The sequence below is a fragment of the Streptomyces sp. CA-249302 genome (genome assembly GCF_050936785.1).
GTDB lineage: Bacteria > Actinomycetota > Actinomycetes > Streptomycetales > Streptomycetaceae > Streptomyces.
Window position 1 is genome coordinate 1,624,249 of the sequence record NZ_JBNJMG010000001.1, and the last position, 22,452, is coordinate 1,646,700.

A 22,452-nucleotide genomic window follows, 5' to 3' on the forward strand; every position below is an offset into this window, starting at 1 on the left:
CGATCAGCCCTCGCCAGGCTTCGTCAGTCTTCGTCGGCGAGGATCAGGTACAGCTTCTTGCGGGCCTCGTTGATGACGGCCAGCGCCTTCTCGCGCTGCTCCTTGCTGCCGGTCTTCCAGACCTGACCGAAGGCCTCCATCAGACCGAAGCCGGCCTGGCGGATCTCGCTGAGCGCCTCGAAGTCGATGCCTCGGGAGGCTTCCTCCCAGGGCGCGTCCGGGCCCTCGTCGGCCGCGGTGCGGCCGGAGTCGGTGAGCGAGAACAGCTTCTTGCCGCCCTCGGACTCACTGGCGATCAGGCCCTCGTCCTCCAGCAGCTGAAGGGTGGGGTACACCGAGCCGGGGCTGGGCTTCCACGCCCCACCGCTGCGCTCGGCGATCTCCTGGATCATCTCGTAGCCGTGCATGGGGCGGTCCTTCAGCAGGGCGAGGATGGACGCTCGCACGTCGCCGCGCCGTGCCCTTCCCCGCGGTCCCCCGCGGCCTCGTGACCCCCAGGGGCCCGGACCGAAGCCGGGGCCGCCGAAGCCGAAGCCAGGGCCACCCGGACCGCCGCCCGGCCCAAAGGGCCCAAAGGCACCGCGCACGCCCTCGAAATCACCCCGACCACGACGGCCAGGTCCACCGTGTCCACGTTCGAATCCATGGGAACGCATCGCAATCACTCCATTCCATCGTTGATCTGTCGCGATGCTTCAACGATATATCGGAAGCGTTCGGATGACAACCTCTTGCCTTCATCTCGGGCAAGTGCCCAGGTGGGAGGGTGTTCCCAGAGGCGTGTCCGGCCGGTCGCGGTGGCGGCGTCGAGGACCGCGGTCGCCGCCTCCGTCGCGTAGCCCTGGCCGTGCGCCCGCCGGAACAGCTCGTACGCGATCTCGGGTTCCGCCACGGTGGCCCCGCCGACGAGTGCCCGATGGTCGGCGACGTCGGAGTCGCCCCACTCGCGCAGGATCAAACGAGCGGTTTCCAGGCGGAGTTGCATCGGCGCGTACCGCATGGCGCCACGCTGGCGGCGCCCGCCCGGTGCGGTCAGTGGCCGCGGAAGGCCTCCTCCAGCCACCAGGAACCGTGGTCGCGGGTCACCTTGGCGTCCACCAGGAGCGGTGCCGACCGGGGGCCGGCGACCCAGTCCGCGACGGACTTGAGGTCGGCAGGGGTGCGGACCGTCACCGCCTCGAAGCCGTAGCCGCGGGCCACCGCCGCGATGTCCGTCTCCGGGAAGGTGACCGTGTCGAGCGGGAAGCCGTCGGGGCCGAAGTGGTGGACCTCGGCGCCGTAGGACTCGTCGTTGTAGACCACGACCACCATGGGGAGGCCGAGGCGGCGCACGGTGTCCAGCTCCACGGCGCTCATCAGGGCACCGCCGTCGCCGAGCGTGGCCACGGGGAGCCGGTCCGGCCGGGCCAGCGCCGCTCCGATCGCCGTGGCCAGCCCCAGGCCGATGGACTGGAAGGCCTGCGTGAAGCAGAACCCGTTGTGGTCCGGCACCGAGAGGTACGCGCTGGGATGCCCCATGAAGTTGCCCGAGTCGACGGCGACGACCCGCTCGGCCGGGAGGATGTCGTCCAGGGCGATGCTGAGCGTCCGCGGATCGATGCGCTCCCGGGTGCCTTCGTCGTCGTAGGGCACGTCCCGCCAACGGCGGCGGGAGGCGAGGGCGGCGGCGAGCTCGGGCGTCCGGTATCCCTGGCGCTCCTCCCCGCCCGCCTCAAGCGCCCGCCGCGCCGTCCGTTCCACATCACCCGTGACGCCCAGGTCGATGGCGCGGTGGGCGCCGAGCGCGGTCGGGTCGTCGTCGATCTGTACGACCGTCGCCTCGGGGCCGATCAGGCTGCCGTGCCGCATGGTCCACATGTTCAGGGCGCAGCCCCAGCCGACGATCAGGTCGGCGCCCTGGATCAGTTTCGTCGCGAGCGGGGACGCGAAGCCGCCGGAGACGTCGAGGGACCAGGGGCTGTCGTGGAAGAGGCCGCGGGCGACCGCCGACGTGGCGAGGAGGGCGCCGTGGCGGTCGGCGAGGGCCAGGAGGGCGTCAGGGGCGACGGCGGTACGGGCGCCCCGCCCGGCGACGAAGACCGGACGCCGGGCCGTCTCCAGGGCCCGTACCAGATCCGCCACCGCGGAGCCGGACGGCTCCACCGGCTCCCGGGCCGGCATCGGCAGGGCGTCCAGCAGGACGCCGTCGGGCACGTCCAGGGACTGCACCTCCAGCGGGAGGTTGAGCAGCACCGTGCGCCGGTCGTGGCGGGCCCGTTGGAGGGCCGCGCGGGCCTGTTCCACCGCGTCGTGCGCGGTCGTGACGCGGGCGGTGACCGCGCCGACCGAGTGCGCCAGCATCGCCTGGTCGATACGGAAGTTGGAGTTCTGCGCGGTCGCCTCGGCGGCCAGGACCAGCAGCGGGGTGCGGCTCTTGGCGGCCTCGGTGATGCCGGTCAGCGCGTTGGTCAGGCCGGGCCCCTGGTGCACGCTCACCGCGGCCACCGCGCCACTCGTGCGGGCGTAGGCGTCGGCCATGGTCGCCGCGCCGCCCTCGTGCCGGGCGGCGACGAAGCGGGCGCCCGCGGCCACCATGGCGTTGGTGAGGTGGAAGTTGCCCGAGCCGACGACGCCGAAGACGTGGTCGACCCCGGCCGCGGTGAGCGCCCGTCCGACGGCTTCGGCGACCTTCACGACCGCTCCACCAGGGCGAGCACGCGCGCGGGGGCGCCGGAGCCGGTGACGATCGGCAGCGGTCCGGCCATGAGGACGGCTCCGGTCGGGGGCAGGGCGGCGAGGTTCTGCAGCTGGGTCAGGCCGTACTTGTCGGCGCCCAGGAGGTACGAGTGGCAGGGGAACGCCGGGTCGAAGGAGTGGGCGCGGCCCGCGTCGGTGCCGACGGTCTCCGTGCCGAGGCCGAGCACCGGGGACTCCTCGGCGACCCAGCGGGCGCACTCCGGTGACAGGCCGGGCGTGTGCGGGCCGTTCTCGTCGGCGTTGAGGAACGCCTCCTGCGAGCCGGAGCGGGCGTCCCAGCCGGTGCGCAGCAGCAGCCAACCCCCGTCGGGGAGGGGTCCGTTCTCCGCCTCCCAGGCCTTGATGTGGTCCACCTCAACGAGGAAGTCGGGGTCCTTGGCGGCCTGCTCGGAGAAGTCCAGCACGGCCGCCGGTGCGATGAGGCGGCTCGCGGGCACGGACGCCACGTCGGCGAGGTCCCTGCCGGTGACCCAGTGGACCGGCGCGTCGAAGTGGGTGCCGGTGTGCTCGCCGCTGCGGAAGTTGTTCCAGTACCAGGCCGGGCCCCGGTCGTCGTACCGGCTGATCTCCTCCAGTTCGAAGACCTGGGTCTGCCCGAACGGGGGCGGCAGCTGGATCACCGGCGTGGTGGACGACAGCGGCTGGGTGAGGTCGACCACCTCGATGGAGCCGCTGCGCAGCCCGGACAAGAGGGCGGCGAGCACGGACGGCTGGGACATGACGGCCTCCTGGGGCGGAGCTGGACTGTCGGCGCCTGCCTGTACAGGGTGTCAGCCGACGGCCGATCAGCCGAGTCGTGGGGCCCGGAAATCAGTCCAGGGACCGGCAATTGGCCTTGGTCGCGGACGCCACGCCGCCCTAGCGTCTCCCCCATGCGAATCCGAATCGTCGACGCGTTCACCGACCGCCCCTTCGCCGGGAACCCGGCCGGCGTGCTGCTCCTCGACGCCTTTCCCGACGACGACCGGTTGCAGCGGATCGCGCTGGAGGTGAACCACGCGGAGACGGCGTTCGCGCACCGGCTGCCCGCGGGCGGGGAGGCCGACTGGGCGCTGCGCTGGTTCACGCCCGCGACCGAGGTCAACCTGTGCGGGCACGCGACACTCGCCACGGCCCATGTACTGCACACGACGGGGGCCCACGAGGGCACGGTCCGGTTCGCCACCCGCAGTGGGGTGCTCGTGGCGACGCCTCAGGAGGACGGGGCGATCACTCTGGACTTCCCGACGGCTCCCCTGACGGCGGTGGAGGTGCCGGACGGAGTGGCGGAGGCGCTCGGGGCGGTGCCCCTCTCCGTGTTCGACACCGGGCCGAACATCGGCGACCTGCTGCTCGAACTGGCCGACGAGAAGACGGTCCACGCCCTCGCCCCGGACCTGCGGGCGCTCGGCGCCTACTCGGAGCGCGGCATCATCGCCACCGCCCGCGCCGAGGACCCGTCCCGGGGCTACGACTTCGTCTCCCGCTGCTTCTTCCCGAACGTCGGCATCGACGAGGACCCGGTCACCGGCAGTGCGCACACGGCGCTGGCCCCGTTCTGGTCGGAGCGCCTCGGCGGCACGGACCTCACGGGCCTGCAGGCCTCGCCGCGCTCGGGCCGCGTCCGCACCCGGCTCCGTGGTGACCGCACCCTCCTCACCGGCCGCGCGGTCACGACGATCGAGGGCGAACTGCTGGCCTAGGGGTGACCTAGGCGGTGGGCAGCCAGCCCACCTGCCCGGCCAGCAGCGCGTAGCCGACGAAGGCTCCGATGTCGAGCAGGGAATGCGCCACCACCAGGGGACCCACCCGGCCCCAGCGCCGGTACAGGTAGGCGAACACCACGCCCATCGCCATGTTGCCGACGAAGCCGCCGATGCCCTGGTAGAGGTGGTAGCTACCGCGCAGTACGGAACTGGCCACCAGCGCGGTCCCCGGGGTCCAGCCCAACTGGCCGAGCCGGCGCAGCAGATAGCCGACCACGATGACCTCTTCGAGGATCGCGTTCTGCATCGCGGACAGGATCAGCACCGGGTACTTCCACCACACGTCGGGCAGCGCCTCGGGCACCACCGTGAGGTTGAAGCCGAGGCCGCGTGCGGCCAGGTAGAAGGCGATTCCGGTGCTGCCGATCACGGCCGCGATCCCGGCCCCGCGGCCGAGGTCGGGCCAGGGACGGGTGCGGTCGAAGCCGATCGTGCGCAGACTCTCGCCCTCCCGCAGCAGCAGGTGCGCGACCAGCGCGACGGGCACCAGGGCGCTCGCGATCCCGAACAGCTGCCAGGCGAGATCAAGCCAGGGGCGGCCCGGCGCGGCGGACGCGTTGAGGGTCGCCGCCTGGTCCTTGAGGCCGCCCGGTTTCGTGACCGATCCGACAAAACTGATCAGTGCGGACACTCCACTCGCACCGAGCGAAAGCCCCAGAACGAGCAGCGTCTCGTCGCGGAAAATCCGCCGCGAGAGCCGCTGAGGCGGAAAAGAATCGGCCACCGGGCCCGCCTCTGCCTGCACTCCTGCCTCCAGTTGAGTAATCGCGCCTCATCCCCATCGCCGCCCCGCTAGGGTCTCGAAAGAAGTTACGAAGATCGTGCGCTTGGCCGTCAGGGGGGACGGACGCCGTACGGGGCGTACCTCCCCCTTGCATGCCATACGGCCGTCATCCGGCACGAGGTTCAACAGGGAGGGGCACCACCGTCATGGGACGTCACAGCTTGCCCGATCAGTATGGGGCGGGCGGCAGCGACCCCCGTCCACGCGCGCGCCGCAGGTCGGTCGCGATCGCGACGGTTCTCGTTCTCACCGTCGCCGGCGGCACGGCGGGGGCCGTCAAGAGCGGACTGCTGTCGTTCGGCTCGTCGTGCAAGGACGACCCGGTGCGGCTCCGGCTCGCCGCCTCACCGGACATCGCGCCCGCCCTGACGGCCGCGGCGAAGCGGGCCCGGGACACGGGCATCACCTCCGACGGCCGCTGTGTCGCGGTCGCGGTGACCGCCCGCGACTCGTACAAGGTCGCGGACGAGCTGAGCACCGGCAAGCCGACCCAGGTGCAGGTGTGGGTGCCGGACTCGGAGCTGTGGGTCGACCGGATCACCGCGAACACGGCCGCGACCGAGGTGACCCCGGCGGGCGAGGTGGCCTCGACGCCGGTCGGCGTGGCGATGGTGCCGCCGGCCGCGAAGTCGCTCGGGTGGCCGAAGAAGACGTACAACTGGATCGAACTGGCCGCCGCCTCCATGCAGAACGACTCGCTCAAGCTGGGTGCGGCCGACCCCGCGCGCAGCGCCACCGGGCTGCTCGCGCTCACACAGCTGACGACCGCCGCGGCCGGGCTCAAGGGTGGGGAGACGCAGGCCGCGGCGATGATGAAGACGCTGTCGCAGCGCACCTCGGACACCGACAGCCAGGTCGTGGACACGCTGCCGCGGGACTCCTCGGGCACCGAACTGGGCAACCCGAAGCGGAACCAGGCGCTCATCCTCACCGAGCAGGCGGCGTACGCCTACAACTCCTCGGCGGACAGCGGCAACGGGCTCGACATGTTCTATCCGAAGGACGGCTCGCCCGAGCTGGACTACCCGTACGCGATGGTCGACCAGCTCACCACCGACGAGAGCCGGGCCGCGCTGCGGTTCATGAACTACCTGCGCCAGACGGAGCAGTTGAAGCTCCTCCAGAAGTACGGCTTCCGCACCTCCGACGACAGCGCGTCCGAGACGGTGGTCGCGCAGGCCGGCGGCGAGAGCCCGCAGCCGTACTCCGAACCCGCCCCGCAGCCCGCCTCGGACGCGGCGCTCCAGGAGGCGCTCGGCACCTGGACGATCACGGTGCAGAGTGCCCGGCTCACCACGGTCGTGGACGCTTCCGGGTCGATGGCGGAGCCGGTGTCGAAGTCGGGCCAGTCCCGGATGGACGTCACCAAGGCCTCGCTGCTCCAGGCGCTCGCCACGTTCACTCCCGAGGACGAGATCGGGCTGTGGGAGTTCTCCACCAAGCTGGACGGCGACAAGGACTACCGCGTCCTGGTGCCGACCGAGCGGCTCGGCGACCAGAAGGACGGCGGGACCGTACGGGACAAGCTGTCGGCGGCGTTCACCGGTCTGGAGCCGGTGCCGGACGGCGCGACCGGCCTGTACGACACCACGCTCGCCGCCTACAAGGAGGCCACCGCCTCCTACGTCAAGGGCAAGTTCAACGCCCTGGTCATCCTCACCGACGGCGTCAACCAGGACCCCGGCAGCATCTCCCGCGCCGAGCTGATCAGCGAACTGCAGAAGCTCACCAACCCCGAGCGTCCGGTTCCGCTGATCATCATCGCCGTGGGTCCCGACGCCGACCAGCAGGAGGCCGAGGAGATCGCGCAGTCCACCGGCGGTTCGGGGCAGTCGGTCAGCAACCCGTCCCAGATCCAGTCGGTGATGCTGAAGGCGATCGTGGCGGCGGGGCCCAGGGCAACACCCAGGACTGAACCTCACCGAGCCACGCCGGTCACCCCAGCGGCACGGGCTCCGGCGATCCCACGGGCCAGGTGTGCACCGGCTCCCCCTGATGCATCAGATCGCGGTATCTGCGGGTGGTGGCCGCCAGCGCGGCATCCCGCGACAGGCCCGCCTCCAGGGCCCGGTGGAAGGTCGCCGCCTGCCAGGACGCGCCGTTGACCCGGCGCCGGCAGCGCTCCTCGATCACCCCGAGGTACAGGTCCCGGTCGGCCCGCTCGACCCCCCACGCGGCCAGGCCGGCCTCGGCCAACGGCAGCAGTTCGTCGCGTACGAGGCTCACCGCGTCGACCTCCGCGGTGCCGCCGTACCGTCCGCGGCGCGGCCACTGGAGGCGGGCGTCGATGCCGTGCCGGCACGCGGCGTCGAAGTTGGCCTCCGCCGCCTCGAAGGAGAGCCGGCTCCACACCGGCCGGGACTCCTCGGCGAGGGCGCGGACCAGACCGTAGTAGAAGGCGGCGTTGGCGATGACGTCGGTGACGGTGGGGCCCGCGGGCAGGACGCGGTTCTCGACGCGCAGGTGCGGGACGCCGTCGGCGATGCCGTAGACGGGGCGGTTCCAGCGGTACACCGTGCCGTTGTGCAGGACGAGTTCGGCGAGCTTGGGGACGCCGCCCGCGTCGAGGACGTCGAGCGGGTCCTCCTGGTCGCAGATCGGCAGCACGGCCGGGAAGAAGCGCAGGTTCTCCTCGAACAGCTCGTACGCGGAGGAGATCCAGCGCTCCCCGAACCAGGTGCGCGGCCGTACGCCCTGGGCTTGGAGCTCGGGCGGGCGGGTGTCGGTGGACTGGAGGAACAGCGGGGGCCTGGACTCGCGCCACAGCTCACGGCCGAACAGGAACGGGGAGTTGGCGCCCACGGCGATCTGCGCGGCGGTGACGGCCTGCGCGGCGTTCCAGACGTCGGCGAAGCGGGCCGGCGTGACCTGGAGGTGGAGCTGCACGGAGGTGCAGGCGGCCTCCGGGGCTATGGACTTGGAGGTGCAGGTGAGGCGCTCGACGCCGTCGATGTCGAGGACGAAGTCCTCGCCGCGGGCGGCCACGATCTGTTCGTTGAGCAGGGCGTAGCGGTCGACGGCGGAGAGGTTGGAGGAAACCAGGTCGTCGCGGTCGAGGGTCGGCAGAATTCCGATCATCACGATTCCCGCGTCGACCTCGCCGGCTTTCCGGTCGGCATATGCCAGCGAGGTGCGGAGTTCCTCCGTGAGCCGGTCGAATACGCGACCGCCCAATCGGTGTGGGGCTATGTTGACTTCCAGATTGAACATGGCGAGTTCTGTTTGGAAATCGCGGCTCGCGATGCGTTCCAGGACCTCGGCATTGAGCATTTTCGGCATGCCGTCGGCGCCGGTGAGATTCAATTCGATCTCCAGCCCCATGAGGTTCTTGGGGCGGTCGAACCGCTTCTCGGCCAGGAGTCGCTCCAGCCCCGTCAGGCACCTGCGCAGCTTGTCGCGGTAGAGCTGCCGATCGGACAGATCGAACCGGCCTGCCACGACCTTCTCCCCCATCGGAGCGTCCCTCCTCGATCGGGCGGCGGGCGGATCCCGGCCGCCGGTGTCGGGTCACGTGGGATGATGCCCAGCCGCGGCGATCGATAACGTCCCCGCGCGGGCCGGTCGCCCGCTACTCTGATGGGACGTGACCGGAGGCACATTCGCGAGGCATGAAACGGTGCGCTGTTTCGGGCCGAAGACAACCTCGTGAAAAATGCCGACGAGAAACGGCCGACCGCGCCTCGGACATTTTCCGAGGTCATCGCTGCGGGGCCGAGCGGAATCGGGATGATTCCCACGTATCGCCGACCGGATTCGCCCTTGCCGAGTGCACCGGAAACGGCTAGACGAAACACCGTCTGAACACATGTCGTATAAACTCCGCGAACAAGGCAGAGGGGTGGCGCCCGCGGTCAGTGGAACCTGCCGTCGAGGTGACGTGCGGCAGGCCTCACCCATATCCCTCGTTCCCAGACCCCGGCCCCCGCCTCTCTGACCGCGTGAGCAGACAGCGCCGTCCGCCCCCGCCCTCGCGCCACCGTGCCTGTCGAATGAGAGGCGACCCACCATGCCGCTGCATGTCCCCCCGGCACCCGCACCTGCCCTGCGCACCGTTCTCACCGCACTCGCCTCGCCCACCGCGGTCCGCGAGGCCCGAACCCCCTCCCTGTTGCGTTCCCAGGGACCGGCCACTCCCGAACTCCCGTTGCCCGTCCACGTACTTGACGAACTCACGCCCGCGGGCGTGTCCGCCACCCGGCTGGCCGGGTGGCGTTTCCTGATCCGCTGCGGCGACCGCGCCGTGGCCGCGGCCGAGACCCGGCTGACCCCCGACGGCTGGGTCTTCTCGCACTTCTTCGAGGGCCCCTACATCGCCTCCACCGAGCGTGCCCTGCGCCAGGCCGAGACCATGCCACAGACCTGCCAGCCGCGCCTGCTCTCGGTGCCGAGCCTGTACATGCTCACGCTGTGGCTGCACGGCGACAGCACGGCGGACGGCGCGAGCGGCCACCCCGCCGCCACGGACCTGCTCGTCCCGCTGGCTCCCGCCCCGCCCGGTATCGCGGCCCACCGTCCGCACCGGGTCGCCGAACTGCTCCCGGTGCTGACCCATCGGGTGACTCCCGCGCCCCTTCTGAGCCAGCCGGTCTGAGCCCCGCCCTCGCGACGCCCTTCGTACCCCGCCCCCGAATTCCGGGTGGCGGGGTACGGCGCTTTTCCCGGCCGCTTTTCCGCCACTTCCGCTCGTACGAGCAATTGACTGCTCGTACGAGCCGAAAATCGCCCTTGACCAGGAAGGACTAGCCCCATCCGGCCACTCCGAACCACCCGAAGTGACAGTGCAGTTGGAATGAACCGTCCGGCCGGGTGAAGCGTCATCAACCTGTGAAGAAGTGGTGCCGCAAAATGCCTGCGGATTGACGTCCGTGGGGCAACACTGGGACTGGACCGACTTATCACACGGGGGGCGGCCATGAACAACGCTTCAAGCCGCGAGACAGACACGACAGCCATCTCACACATCACGACAGAGCGAAAGATCCCATCAATGTGCCAGCACCAGCCACCGTGCCCTTCAGCAGACTCCGCCGACCGGGAGTGCGCCCGACTCGTGGTGCACCACCCGGAGCAGGGATGGAGCCTGCTGTGCAACGGCGTTCTGCTCTTCGAGGACACCGGTGAGCTCCTGCCCGACGGCAAGATCATCGCCCCGCATCGCCCGCTGGGCGCCGGCAAGGTGATGACCGCCGCCTGAGGCGGCAGCCGGGCGGCTCCGCCGAGCCGTCCGGTGAACTCCTGGGGCCGGTCGCGGACACGAACCGCGAGCCGGCCCCGACGCATGTCGGGGGTCGGTCACTCCGCGTAGTTACCCGTGCGTAATGAGGTTCGCCCTTCCCATGTGCGCCCGTTTTCCGGAAGACTTCTGGAAGTTTCGCCGCAGGCGCCAGATTCGCCGCAGGCGTTCACGGAGGTGGGGGACATGGCAGCAGACGGGGCCGGTGCCGAGGAGGCGTCCGAGGTGCGGGGCCGGGTCACCATCACGGAGATCGCCCGGCAGGCCGGGGTCTCGGTGCCGACCGTCTCCCGGGTCGTCAACGGCCGCTCCGACGTGTCGCCCAGGACCCGGGCCCGCGTCGAGGACCTGCTGCTGAGACACGGCTACCGCAAGCGCACGGGCACCTCCGCCACCCGCGCCGCCCTGCTCGACCTGGTCTTCAACGACCTGGACAGCCCCTGGGCGGTGGAGATCATCCGGGGTGTGGAGGAGGTCGCGCACGCGGCCGGCGTCGGCACGGTCGTCTCCGCGATCCACGGCCGCTCGGGCGACGCCCGCGAGTGGATGCGCAACCTCAGGGCCCGCGCCTCCGACGGGGTCATCCTGGTCACCTCGGCCCTGGAGCCGGTCCTGCACGAGGAGTTGCGCGCCCTCGGCGTCCCGCTGGTGGTGGTCGACCCGGCGGGCTCCCCCGCCCTGGAGGCCCCCACGATCGGCGCCGCCAACTGGTCGGGCGGCATGGCCGCGACCGAGCATCTGCTGTCCCTGGGCCACCGCCGCATCGGCCTGATCGCGGGCCCGCCCCGGCTGCTCTGCTCCCGCGCCCGCCTCGACGGCTACCGCGCGGCCCTGGAGGGCGCCGGCATCGCCCTCGACGAAACCCTCGTCGTCCCCGGCGACTTCCACCCCGAGTCCGGCTTCACCGCCTGCAACGCCCTCCTCGACCTGCCCGAGCCGCCGACGGCCCTGTTCGCGGCCAGCGACCAGATGGCCCTCGGCGCGATCGAGGCGCTGCGCCGACGGGGACTGCGGGTGCCGGAGGACATGAGCGTGGTCGGTTTCGACGACCTTCCGGAGGTCCGCTGGTCGGCGCCGCCGCTCACCACGGTCCGCCAACCGCTCGGCGACATGGGCAGGTTGGCGGTCCGCACGGTCCTGCGGCTGGCCCGCGACGAGCGACCCGACTCGCCGCGCGTCGAGCTGGGCACGGAGCTGGTGGTGCGGTCGAGCACCGCACCACCGTCCCGCACATGACCTACTTCAGCGCCTCCCTGATCGCGAAGTACGCCGGTTTCGGCCGGAGTTGCTCGTCCCACGGAAGGGCGGCGCCCTGGCCGGGGAAGAAGGCCGGGATCCAGCTGTACTTGTCCGTGTAGTCCCAGACCGTGATACCCACACACCGCCGCACCGCGAGGCATGCCGTGGTCAAGTCCCGGTACCACTGGGCCTGTTGGGCCAGCTTCTCGTCGGTCGCCGGCAGGATCATCCGTACGTCGACCTCGGTGAGCGCGGTGTCGAGGCCCAGCTCCGAGAAACGGCGGAGGTTGTCCTCCAGGGTCGCCGGATAGCCGTACTGGAGAGCGAGGTGGGCCTGGAGGCCGATGCCGTCGAGCGGGACGTGCCGCGCCTTCAGGTCCTGGGCCAGCTGGTAGTAGGCGTCGCTCTTCGGGCCGACCGCCTCGATGTTGTAGTCGTTGAGGTACAGCTTCGCGTGCGGGTCGGCCTGGTGGGCCCAGCGCAGGGCGTCGGCGATGTAGCCGGGGCCGAGGGTCCTGTACCAGATGGTCTCGCGGTAGGTGCCGTCCTCGTTGAAGGCCTCGTTGACGACGTCCCAGGAGTAGACCTTGCCGCGGTAGTGCCGTACCTCGGTCTGGATGTGCTTCTTGAGTACGGCTCTCAGCTCGTCGGCCGTCCACTCGCGGCTGGTCAGCCAGCTCGGCAGCTGGCTGTGCCAGACGAGGGTGTGGGCGCGGACCTTCTGGTGGTTCTTGCGGGCCAGGTTGACGATCTGGTCGCCGTTCGTCCAGTCGAAGACGCCCTGTTGGGGCTCGGTGGCGTACCACTTCATGCCGTTGCCGGGCGTGATCATGTCGAACTCGCTGCCGAGCAGGGCCGTGTAGGCGCTGTCGGTGAGTTCGGGGTTGTCGGTGGCGCTGCCGAAGTAGCGGCCGTGGCGCTGGGCGAGGTCGGCGAGGGTGGCGGGCCGTTCGTGGGCCTGGGCCGGGGTGCCGGCGGTGAGGCCGGCGGCGACCAGGGCGGCGGCGAGGGCTCCGACGAGTCTGAGGCGGTTCCTGGGCATGGTGCGACTCCTCACTGGGTGGGGTGCGGGGCCGTACATCCGTCGGCGCTTGTCATCCCTTCGTCGCACCGGCGGTGAGGCCGCCGACGAGCTGGCGCTCGGCGACCGAGTAGAAGGCGAGGGCGGGGACCATCGCGAGGACCAGGTAGGCGAAGACGCGGGCGTACTCCGCCGAGTACTGGCCCTGGAACTGCTGCACGCCGATCGGCAGGGTCCACCACTTGGCGTCGGTGAACACCAGCAGCGGCAGGAAGAAGTTGTTCCAGCTGGTGACGACCGCGAGCACGGAGACCGTGCCGAGCGCGGGCCGGGCCATGGGCAGCAGGATCCGCCAGAAGAAGCCGAAGGCGGTGCAGCCGTCGAGGGTGGCGGCCTCCTCCAGCTCGCCCGGGATCTGCCGGAAGAAACCGCGCAGGATGATGATCGTCATCGGCAGCCCGAAGGCGGCCTGCGGGAGGATCACGCCGAGCGGGTTGTCCAGCAGGTCCATGGAGCGCAGGAGCAGGAAGAGCGGCAGGGCGGCCACCGCGAAGGGGAACATCAGCCCCATCGTGAAGAAGGTGAACAGCACCTCCCGGCCGCGGAAGGCGAACCGCGCGAAGGAGAAGGCGGCGAGCGCGGACACGGCGACCACCAGCACGGTCGTGGCGATCGCGATCAGAGTGCTGTTGCCGAGCAGCCGCCAGAAGTCGCCGGAGCCGAGGATGTCCGTGTAGTTGCCGGTCAGCCAGTGCTCGGGCAGGCCGAAGGGATTGCGGGAGAGCTCCTCGGTGGACTTGAAGCCGGACAGGACGGCGTACAGCAGGGGTACGACCATCACGGCGCCGACCAGGACGAGGACCACGTGCAGCGGCAGATTGCGTACGGTCTTCACTTGCCGTCCCCCCGCATCGTGGTGGTGGCCCCTTCGAGGTCGCGGCGGAGCACGAACCGCTGGTAGGCGAGGGCGAAGACGAGGCAGATGCCGAACATGACCACGCTGATCGCGCTGGCGTAGCCGATCTGGTAGCGCTTGAAGCCGTACTGGAACATCGTCACTGCCATCGTCTCGGAGTGGTGGTCGGGACCGCCCTGGGTGATCACCCAGACCAGGTCGAAGAGTTGGATGGCGCCGATGACGGAGAGGAAGACGCTGATGCGCAGGGTGGGCGCGAGCAGCGGCAGGGTGACGTTGCGGAAGCGCTGCCAGGCGCCCGCGCCGTCGATGAGGGCCGCCTCCGTCAACTCGGCCGGGATGGACTGGAGTCCGGCCAGGTAGAGCATCATGTGGAAGCCGAAGTACTTCCAGGTCATGACGAGGAAGAGGGTCGCCATGACGTAGGAGGGGTCGGCGAACCACTCGCCGCCCAGGCTGTCGAGGCCGATGCTGCCGAGGAGGTGGTCGGCGAGTCCGTCGTCCGGGGCGAAGACCATGCCGAACAGGACGCCGGTGATGGCCTCGGACAGGACGTAGGGCGCGAAGAACAGCATCCGGTAGACGGCCCGGCCGCGCAGCCGCTGGTTCAGCGCCACCGCCATGGCCAGCGCGAACGGCAGTTGCAGGACCAGCGAGAGGCCGACCAGGATCGCGCAGCGCCACAGGTCGCCGAGGAAGACGTCGTCCTGGAAGAGGCGGGTGAAGTTGTCGCCGCCGATGTAGTCGGAGGGCATGCCGAAGCCGCCCCAGCGGAAGAAGGCGGCGTACAGCGCGAAGAGCATCGGCAGCAGCACCAGGCCGATGAACAGGACCAGGGCGGGCACCTGGAAGGCGACCGCGGTGAGCCAGTGCACCAGCCGCCGGCGGGCCCGCCCGCGGGCCGACGTCGCCGTCGGGGAGGAGACGGCGACGTCGGGGCCGGTCCGCTTGTCCGGGAGGAAAGTGGAGGTCATCGCCGGCTACTACGCTTCCTTCGCGGTCTTGGTGATCGACTGCGTGACCTGCTCGGGGGACTTGGACCCGGCGATGAGCGCGGAGACGCTGTCGTTGACCTCCTGGCCGACGGCGGGCGCGTAGGCCTGGTCGAGGAAGAGCTGGAAGCCGGTGGCGGCCGTCAACTGGGCCTGCACGGCCTTGGTGTTGGGGTCGGACAGGGCCTTCGCGGCGGCGGGGAGGATCGGGAGGGTGCCGGTCTTCTTGACGAGTTCGAGGTCGGTGGCCTCGGAGGCGAAGAACTTCAGGAAGTCGACGGCGGCCTGCGGTGCGCCCTTGCGCAGGGCGTGTCCGCCGCCCCCGCCGAACACCTCGGTGATGGCGCCCTTTCCGCCCTCGACGGCCGGGAAGGGGAAGAAGCCGAGGTTCGTGCCGAGGCCCTTGCCGGAGTCGGCCTCGACGGCCGGGGCCCACTGGCCCATGAGCTCCATGGCCGCCTTGCCGTTGCCCATGGTGGCGGCCTGTCCGGTCGGGGTGGAGTACGCGGCGCCGAGGAACCCCTTCTGGAACGGCTGGAGTTCGACCAGTTCCTTGAGGTGCGCTCCGGCCTGGACGAGCCCGGGGGCGGTGAAGTCCTTGTCGTCGTTGGCCTTCTGGAGCGCGGAGATACCGGCCGTGCGCATCGCGAGGTAGGCCCAGTAGTACATCTCGGGCCACTTCTCCTTGCCGGCCAGCGCGATGGGCGTGATGTTCTTCGCCTTGAGCTTCTTCACCGCGTCGAGGAAGCCGCTCCAGGTGGTGGGCGGTTCGGCGATGCCGGCCTGCTTGAAGAGCGCCTTGTTGTACCAGAACCCGACCATGCCGATGTCGAACGGGATGGCGTACGTCTTGCCGTCCAGGATGTACGGCTTCTTGGCGACCGGCAGCAGGCCGTCCGCCCACGGCTTGGTCTTGTCGGTGATGTCCTCGACGAGTCCGGCGTCCACCTGTTGCTGGAGCACTCCCCCGCCCCAGGTGTGGTAGATGTCCGGGAGCTTCCCGGAGGCGGTCAGCGCCGTCATCTTCGACTTGTAGGCGTCGTTCTCCAGCTGGGTGATCTTTATCTTGACCTTGGGGTTCTGGGCCTCGAACTTCTTGGCCAGACCGGCCCAGACGGTGTGCGCGGGCTCGGTGGTGGAGATGTTCCACCATTCGATCGTGGTCGTCCCGTCCGACGACCCCCCGTCCGAGTCGCCGCCGCACGCGCTCAGTGCCGTCATGCCCAGACCGGCCGCGGCGGAGGCCGCCAGGAAGCCGCGGCGGGACAGTGCCCGGTCGCCCATTTTGCGCTCCTTGGATAGGGACGGCGCGTCCACGACCGCCCGCAGGGACCGAAAGTTTCGGAGATGATCCAGAAAGATGCGTTGTTGCCGCACCCTAGAGACAGCTCGCAAACGGTGGCAACCCCTTGTGCAGTGTGAATCTGCGGGCAACCCGCGCACCGGCGCCGAGCGTTGACGCGATATGGGTGGGGTTGCGTCCGAAACATTCGGCAAGATCGGCGAACTTTGCGAAGGCGGCCGTACATGAAAAACGGCGGCGCCCACTGAGGGGAGCCGCCGTCGGGGAGGGGGTGACCGCTACTGCGTCACCTTTTCTCCCTTCGGCCCGGCCGCGAACCACTTGCCGTCGAGGCCCTGGCCGTTCAGGTCGCCGGGCTTGGTGTCGCCGGAGAAGCGGTAGAGGGGCCGGCCTCCGACGGTGATCTGGACCTGGCCGTCCTGCCGGCGGAACGCACCGACCTGCTTCGGGTCCACGCCCGCCAGATAGACGTTGCCGCCCTCCTGGACGGTCACCGGGGGCCACTTCACGGCGCAGGCGTCGTTGCAGGCCGACTGTCCGGAGCCGGCGGTGTCGGCGTCGAAGCGGTACAGCGACGCCTGGTTGATGTTGATGAGGTGGGGTGCGTTCAGCGGCGCCGAGGTGACCGCGGAGAGCTGCACCCACTTGGGCGGCGTCTCCTGCACCGCCGCGCCGACCACGGTCCCGCCGGTGCCGCTGAGGCCGTTGTCCTGCGCGGTGGAGTCGACCACCTGGAGCGCCGAGTTGCCCGCGCCCTGGGCGGACGCCGTGGACGAAGGCGAGGCCGAGGCGAGCGGCGACGCGGGGGCCGAGGAAGCCGGGGCCGAACTGTCGCCGATCGAGATCGTCTTGCCGCAGGCCGACAGGCTCAGCGCCCCGCACAGGGCGAGCACGGACGCGACGGCGGCACGACGGGTGAAGAGCGAGGTCATGCCTGGCACACGAGACAGGGGCCGCCGAGGGTTCAGTGAACTTTTCGGCCCCGCGGCCACGTGTTCCCGGCAGAGGCGGATCCGCTCCGCGACAGACGAATCCAGGAACGGGGGCCCGCGGTGGCGTCGGACGTCAACATCCCCGGGAGCGAACTCGAGGAGGCCCGGAACATGCTGGCCTTCGTGCACGACAACATCGACATCGGACACCACACCTTCGACTTCGATGCCGCGTTCGGGCCCGAGCTCTCCCACGGCTCCGCGCAGAACTTCGAGAACAAGTGGGAGGACGGCAAGCACCAGCTGCAGAAGCAGGTGCAGGGCATCCGCGACGCCATCGGCGACATCCTCGACTCCTTCGAGAAGACCGACCAGGACGCGGTGGCGAACCTCGACGACGGAGGCGGCAAGTGAGCACGGCACAACGGTTTCTGCTGGACATCCCGGACCAGTGGCAGCAGGTCGACCTGAGCGGCGAGGAGTTGGCCAGGACCCGGGCGCAGGCCCTCGCCTCGACCGACGACCCGCGCGAGAAGGCCCGGATCAACGACATGTTCCGGCAGGGCCGGGAGGTGACCCGGGCGGCGCGCCGCTACGGCGCGCTGCTGGCCGCGGGCACGGCGACGATGTACACCGAGGGCCTCTTCATGGCGTACGGCATGGTCTTCGCCGTCAGCACCCCCGAGGGCGAGGAGCTCACGCTGCCCGTGCTGTCCGCGCGGCTCGGTGTCTCCTCGGCGACCGGGGTGGCGCCCAGGGACCGGGTCATCGCGTCGGCGAAGGTCCCGCACGTGGGCACGGTCGCCCGGGTCACCGGCACCGAGGTGACCCGGCTGACCGGGGACATCGACGTCAAGCTGCTGACGATGCACACGATGATGCCGGTGCCGGGCAGCACCGAGGACTTCCTCGTCGTCACCCTCGCGAGCCCCAACCTGCCGCTCAAGAGCGAGGTCTACGACCTGTTCGACGCCATCACCGGCACGTTCCGCTTCGTGACGGACGACGGTGTCCAGGTGCCCCCGAAGGACGACACGGTCGCCGCCTGAACCGAGCCGTACGGCAGGCCGAAGGGCGGCCGGACCCCCACGGTCCGGCCGCCCTTCGCTGTCGGGAGGGAGGTGCGTCCCCGGGGGATCGGGAGCGCACCTCCCCGTCTCAGAGTTCCGCTTCGAGCAGCGGCACCTGCACCGCCCGCAGTGTTCCGTCGCCCAGGTGCAGCAGTCCGCGGCCCGGCTGCGGCGCCTGTCCGACCACACCCCGGGTCAGCTTCACGCCGATGACCTCGCCGTCGCTCAGCCCCTGCGGGGAGAGCAGCATGCCGGTGCGGTTGCGCTTCACCTGGCCCATCCAGCCGGCCAGGCTCAGCGCCAGCGACTCGGCGTTGCCGGCCGCGAGGAGACCCCAGCCGGTGCCTGCGCCGCCGCGGGCGAGCAGCGCGAGGTCGGGGTCGATCTCGGCTCCCATGAACAGTTCGGCGTCGTCCACGACGATCACGCCGTTCTCCTCCGGGACGTTGCCGAGGGCCTGACGGAACTCGCCCGCCGGCACCTCGGCGTCGGTGATGAGGGTGGCGACGCCGGGCCGCCCCAGCAGTTGCCGCAGCGGCGAGCGCCGTGGCGCGAGGACGATGAGGCCGGTCCCGGCGGCGAGCAGCGACTCGGCCGCGACGAGCAGGGCGGTGCTGCGGCCGGTGCGCGGCGGCCCGGCGACCACGAAGGTCGGCACGTCCGCCAGGTCGGGGCCGAGCGAGGTGAGGGTGTCGCCGCCGACGGCCACCAGGGGCCGCATGGGCCCGCCGTGCGTGTGCAGGGCCAGCGCGTCGGCGTAGGTCACCCGGTCGGGGAGCACGTCGAGCCGGATCGGGCGGCGGGCGGCGGGGACCGAGGCCTCGCGTTCGGTCAGCTCCCGGCCCAGGGTGAACAGGATCTCGGCCTGCGCGGTGCCGGAGAGGTCCTCGCCGAGCACCGCGATCTGCGCCTCGCTCAGGTCCTGGGTACGGATGCCGCGTCCCGGTTCGGGGTCGGACGGCGCGGACTTGGAGGGGATGCCGACGCTGGAGTAGTCCTGCCGGTCGTTGAGCCTCAGCACGATCTTGTCCTCGGTGGTGCCGGAGAACCGGCTGCTGCCCAGCACCCGGTCACCGGCAAGGACGACGTGGATGCCGACGCCCGCGCCGTCGCGCAGCAGCCGGATCATGCGCTCCAGATAACTGCCGTTGTCGTACGCGGTGAACTCGCGCTCGAAGACCTCGAACCGGTCGACCATCAGCACGATGTGCGCAAGCCGCTCCTCCGGGACCTGGTTCCGGCGCAGTTCGCTCAGGTCGGCCGTGCCGCGCGCGCCCAGGATGCTCTGGCGGGCGGTGAGTTCGGCGCCCAGCCGGTCCAACAGGCGTCCCAGGCGCTCGACCTGGTTCCGGTCGACGACCGCTCCGCAGTGCGGCAGCGCGGTCAGGGCGTTGAGCGCGCCGTTGCCGCAGTCGATGCCGTAGAGGTGGACGTCGTCGGCGCCGTGGGCCTGGCCGAGTGCCGCGGCGAGCGTGCGCAGGGTCTGGGAGCGTCCGCTGCGGGGCGAGCCGACGATGTGCAGATGGCCGGCCCGGTCGAGGTCGAGGACCAGGGGGGCGCGGGTCTGCTGGGCGGGCAGGTCGACGATGCCGTACTCCACGGCGGGCAGGGCCGCCTCGCGCTCGGCGGTGTGCTTGGGCGCGGGTGGCGGTGTCCACGGGAGCAGTGCGGGCAGCGGCGGGAGCCAGGGGCTCGGCTGTCGTGGTACGTCGGCCAGCCGGGCCGCCTGGGCGACGGCTCCGGCGAGTACGGCGAGGTCGGTGACGGCCTCGGTCCGCGCCGCGCCCGAGCCGCCCCGGGAGCGGGCGGACGGCAGCGGGCCGCCGAGGTTCTGCCAGGTCACCGGCTCCGCGTGGACGCTCACCTCGGTCCCGGCAGGGGCCTGGCCGCCGGGGCGGCGACCGCCGACGCGGCCCGACTGGAACGGCAGCAGCGCCGACGGGCCCAACCGGGCATACGCGCGGCCGGGGTTGGCCGGGGAGATGTCCCCGGAGTCGGGGGCGTCGATGATGTCGCGGCTCTCACTGGTGTCGGTGGTGCGCAGGGCGATACGGAGGTTGGTGTTGGCGCGGATGTCCGGGGTGACCGCGCCGCCCGGGCGCTGGGTCGCGAGGACCAGGTGGATGCCGAGGGAGCGGCCGCGCTGGGCGATGTTCACCAACCCCGAGATGAAGTCGGGCAGTTCGCGCGCCATGGACGCGAACTCGTCGATCACCAGCAGCAGTCGGGGCAGCGGAGGCAGTACGTTGCCGCCGCGGGCGCGCTTGTCGAGGTAGTCCTCGATGTCCTTGGCGCCGACCTGCGCCAACTGGGTCTCGCGGCGGCGCAGTTCGGCGCCGAGGGAGACCAGGGCCCGCTCCACGAGCCGGGTGTCGAGGTCGGTGACCAGGCCGACGGTGTGCGGCAGGTCGGCGCACTCGGCGAAGGCGCTGCCGCCCTTGTAGTCGACCAGCACGAAGGTCATCTCGTCGGGCCGGTTGACCACGGCGAGGGTGGCGACGAGGGTCTGCAGCAGCTCGGACTTGCCGGATCCGGTGGTGCCGGCGATCAGCGCGTGCGGCCCGTCGCGCACCAGGTCGACGGCGAACTCACCGTCGTATCCGACTCCGAGCAGTGCCCTGGTGCTGCGGCCGCCGAGCGACCAGCCGGCCACCACGGCCTCGGCGGTGGGCGGTTCGATGTTCAGCAGGTCCAACAGGCGTACGGCGCCGGGCAGTGCGCTCTCGTCGCTGTCGCCGACGCCGCGGAGCGGGGCCAGGGCGCGGGCGAAGTGCTCGTACCAGTCGGGTTCCGGGGAGTCGCCGCGGACGTTCTCCAGCGCGGCGGCGGAGCCGGTGCGCACCTTGGCCGTGCCGGCGTCCGTGACGACGACGGCGCCGCACTCCTCGGGCAGCAGCCGTTCCTCGCGGTCGATGCAGATGGTGTGGACGCCGACGGACGGGCCGTCACGGAGAAGAGCGATCACACCCGGCAACGAGCGGGCGCGGCGCGCCTGTTCGAGGACGACCAGGATGTCGGGGTAGCCGTTGACCCCGCCACGGACGAGGTCGGGGCCCGCGGCGATGCGGGCGGCGACGAGCTGGCCGAGTTCGCCGATGCGGCGGGCCAGGGACTCGGCGGTGCTGCCGATCAGGGCGTAGGCGTCCTCGCCCTGGGCCTGGGTGTGCGGCAGCCAGCGGGTCCAGGACCAGTCGCGTTCGCCGTCCGGTCCGGCCAGGACGACGATGCGGAGGTCGGTGGGGCTGTGCAGGGCGGCGGCCTGCGCGGCGAGCCAGCCGGCGAGGCGGGTCGCGCCCGGACCGGCGACACCCGCGACTCCGGCGCGGCGCAACGGCACGGCGACCGGTACCTGGTTCAGCCAGGGCACGGTGCTGCGCCGGTGCTCGTCCTGCTCGGGATCGTCGACGCTGACCGCCGAGGGCAGATCGGTGGTGCCGACGCGCACGGTGAGGAAGTCGGGGTCCTGCCAACGGCGTTCCCAGAGCCGTTCCGAAGGCTGCACCGCCATGTGGAGCAGGGTGGCCGGATCGGGCAGGGACAGCCGCAGGTTGTGCTGTTCCTCCAGGACGGCGGCGTCGATGTCCGCGCGCACCCGGGCCAGTGTCTGCTCGTACTCCTCCTTCTTCTCCAGGTATTTGAGCATCGCCTGCTTGCGGCCGCCGAACTGGGTGACCAGGGCGGCGATCGGTGAGAGCAGGGCGATGAAGACGAAGGACCAGCGGTGGGTGACGAAGATGGCGATCGCCGCGCTGCCGGCCGGGAGGAGCAGGATCGGCAGCAGCGGGACGGGCCGCTTGTCGGGCTTGACGGGTGGGGTCGGCAGTCGGAATCTGGCGCCCGCGGCCGGGGGCAGGAACCTGGGCGGCCGGTTGAACTCCAGGCCGAGTCCGTCCTGGGCGGGAGTCAGCGGGGCGCGGGCCGTCGGCCGCGAGGTCAGCTCCAACAGGATGTCGCCGACGGCGAGTTGGCTGCCCTCCCGCCACGGCGAGGGGTCCTCGGCCGGCTTGCCGTCGAGCAAGGCCATGTCGGTCATGAGGAGTTGGGCGCTGCCGTCGAGCCGGACCCGCACTCGGGCCGCGAGCATCGGCGTACCCTCGGCGAGGCGGATCCGGCAGCCTGTGGCGCTGCCGATGTCGTAGTCGCCCGGGACCAGGCGGAACACGGTTCCCGCGCCCGGCCCGGAGACGACGCGGACCTCGGTGCGGCCCTCGGGCTCGGGCTCCCGCGGAAGGGGAGCGCCGAGCCCGAGGTCCATGCCGTCCCGTACACCGGCGCCCTGGAGGGTGGTGTTCGGGTCGACGGGGGTCGAGCCGAGGTAGAGGGGCGGCTCCCCCGCGGCCGCCCCGGCGTACCCGACGCTCCGGGCCAGCTCGGCCGCGAACCTGCCCGTCTGCGCGGACGGTTCGGTTTCCACGGCGACGGTGGTGGACACCCCCTCGACCTGCGGGTCACGCACGCTGACGGTCAATCGCACGGCTCAT

18 protein-coding genes and 1 pseudogene are annotated in these 22,452 nt (G+C 71.1%); 7 read left to right on the forward strand and 12 right to left on the reverse strand.

Annotated elements, in window-relative coordinates:
- Nucleotides 1–23: 23 nt before the first annotated feature.
- From ACQEWB_RS07375 to ACQEWB_RS07390, 4 genes are read right to left on the reverse strand one after another with little or no spacing between them, the layout of a single operon-like run.
- A complete protein-coding gene (locus tag ACQEWB_RS07375) occupies nt 24–656 on the reverse strand; it encodes a PadR family transcriptional regulator (protein ID WP_432828288.1) in 633 nt (210 codons plus the stop codon).
- 5 nt (nt 657–661) lie between these two features.
- Complete coding sequence (locus ACQEWB_RS07380) at nt 662–1,000, reverse strand: GNAT family N-acetyltransferase (protein WP_432828290.1); 339 nt, start codon at nt 998–1,000, stop codon at nt 662–664.
- Between the two features lie 32 nt (nt 1,001–1,032).
- Nucleotides 1,033–2,673: a thiamine pyrophosphate-binding protein gene (locus ACQEWB_RS07385; protein ID WP_432828292.1), complete on the reverse strand. Its 1,641-nt coding sequence runs from the start codon at nt 2,671–2,673 to the stop codon at nt 1,033–1,035.
- A complete protein-coding gene (locus ACQEWB_RS07390) occupies nt 2,670–3,455 on the reverse strand; it encodes a cyclase family protein (protein WP_432828294.1) in 786 nt (261 codons plus the stop codon). Before ACQEWB_RS07390 ends, ACQEWB_RS07385 begins: the two co-directional genes overlap by 4 nt.
- A 153-nt stretch (nt 3,456–3,608) precedes the next feature.
- Between ACQEWB_RS07390 and ACQEWB_RS07395 the strand changes: the two genes are divergently transcribed.
- Nucleotides 3,609–4,418, forward strand: coding sequence for a PhzF family phenazine biosynthesis protein (locus ACQEWB_RS07395; protein ID WP_432828296.1), 810 nt, complete (start codon nt 3,609–3,611; stop codon nt 4,416–4,418).
- Nucleotides 4,419–4,425: 7 nt separating this feature from the next.
- Here the strand turns inward: ACQEWB_RS07395 and ACQEWB_RS07400 are convergent, their stop codons facing one another.
- Nucleotides 4,426–5,226, reverse strand: coding sequence for a CPBP family intramembrane glutamic endopeptidase (locus ACQEWB_RS07400; RefSeq protein WP_432828298.1), 801 nt, complete (start codon nt 5,224–5,226; stop codon nt 4,426–4,428).
- 185 nt (nt 5,227–5,411) lie between these two features.
- Here ACQEWB_RS07400 and ACQEWB_RS07405 point away from each other — a divergent pair.
- Nucleotides 5,412–7,157 (forward strand): annotated as a pseudogene (locus ACQEWB_RS07405) (substrate-binding and VWA domain-containing protein); the annotation flags it as partial.
- Between the two features lie 43 nt (nt 7,158–7,200).
- Here ACQEWB_RS07405 and ACQEWB_RS07410 read toward each other — a convergent pair.
- A complete protein-coding gene (locus ACQEWB_RS07410) occupies nt 7,201–8,718 on the reverse strand; it encodes a glutamate--cysteine ligase (RefSeq protein WP_432828300.1) in 1,518 nt (505 codons plus the stop codon).
- A 553-nt stretch (nt 8,719–9,271) separates the two neighbouring features.
- Here ACQEWB_RS07410 and ACQEWB_RS07415 point away from each other — a divergent pair.
- From ACQEWB_RS07415 to ACQEWB_RS07425, 3 genes are all read left to right on the forward strand, one after another.
- Nucleotides 9,272–9,856 (forward strand): hypothetical protein, encoded by a 585-nt coding sequence (locus tag ACQEWB_RS07415; protein WP_432828302.1) that lies wholly within the window; start codon nt 9,272–9,274, stop codon nt 9,854–9,856.
- Between the two features lie 396 nt (nt 9,857–10,252).
- A complete protein-coding gene (locus ACQEWB_RS07420; RefSeq protein WP_432828304.1) occupies nt 10,253–10,459 on the forward strand; it encodes a DUF5999 family protein in 207 nt (68 codons plus the stop codon).
- 225 nt (nt 10,460–10,684) lie between these two features.
- Nucleotides 10,685–11,734: a LacI family DNA-binding transcriptional regulator gene (locus ACQEWB_RS07425; RefSeq protein WP_432828306.1), complete on the forward strand. Its 1,050-nt coding sequence runs from the start codon at nt 10,685–10,687 to the stop codon at nt 11,732–11,734.
- 1 nt (nt 11,735) lies between these two features.
- On the opposite strand, the gene ACQEWB_RS07430 is transcribed toward ACQEWB_RS07425, so the two are convergent.
- From ACQEWB_RS07430 to ACQEWB_RS07450, 5 genes are all read right to left on the reverse strand, one after another.
- Nucleotides 11,736–12,779 carry an endo-1,4-beta-xylanase gene (locus ACQEWB_RS07430; protein WP_432828308.1) on the reverse strand — a complete coding sequence of 348 codons (1,044 nt, stop codon included), beginning with the start codon at nt 12,777–12,779 and terminating at the stop codon, nt 11,736–11,738.
- A gap of 52 nt (nt 12,780–12,831) precedes the next feature.
- A complete protein-coding gene (locus tag ACQEWB_RS07435) occupies nt 12,832–13,596 on the reverse strand; it encodes a carbohydrate ABC transporter permease (RefSeq protein WP_432843679.1) in 765 nt (254 codons plus the stop codon).
- 53 nt (nt 13,597–13,649) lie between these two features.
- Nucleotides 13,650–14,648 carry a carbohydrate ABC transporter permease gene (locus ACQEWB_RS07440; RefSeq protein ID WP_432828310.1) on the reverse strand — a complete coding sequence of 333 codons (999 nt, stop codon included), beginning with the start codon at nt 14,646–14,648 and terminating at the stop codon, nt 13,650–13,652.
- A 9-nt stretch (nt 14,649–14,657) separates the two neighbouring features.
- Nucleotides 14,658–15,950, reverse strand: coding sequence for an extracellular solute-binding protein (locus ACQEWB_RS07445; protein ID WP_432828312.1), 1,293 nt, complete (start codon nt 15,948–15,950; stop codon nt 14,658–14,660).
- 297 nt (nt 15,951–16,247) lie between these two features.
- Nucleotides 16,248–16,901, reverse strand: a complete 654-nt coding sequence (locus tag ACQEWB_RS07450) for a COG4315 family predicted lipoprotein (protein WP_432828314.1) — start codon at nt 16,899–16,901, stop codon at nt 16,248–16,250.
- A 120-nt stretch (nt 16,902–17,021) separates the two neighbouring features.
- Between ACQEWB_RS07450 and ACQEWB_RS07455 the strand changes: the two genes are divergently transcribed.
- A complete protein-coding gene (locus ACQEWB_RS07455) occupies nt 17,022–17,315 on the forward strand; it encodes a hypothetical protein (protein ID WP_432828316.1) in 294 nt (97 codons plus the stop codon).
- Complete coding sequence (locus ACQEWB_RS07460; RefSeq protein WP_432828318.1) at nt 17,312–17,950, forward strand: hypothetical protein; 639 nt, start codon at nt 17,312–17,314, stop codon at nt 17,948–17,950. The genes ACQEWB_RS07455 and ACQEWB_RS07460 overlap by 4 nt, the downstream gene beginning before the upstream one ends.
- A gap of 109 nt (nt 17,951–18,059) precedes the next feature.
- Here ACQEWB_RS07460 and ACQEWB_RS07465 read toward each other — a convergent pair whose 3' ends face one another.
- Nucleotides 18,060–22,445, reverse strand: coding sequence for an FtsK/SpoIIIE domain-containing protein (locus ACQEWB_RS07465; protein WP_432828320.1), 4,386 nt, complete (start codon nt 22,443–22,445; stop codon nt 18,060–18,062).
- Nucleotides 22,446–22,452: the final 7 nt, after the last annotated feature.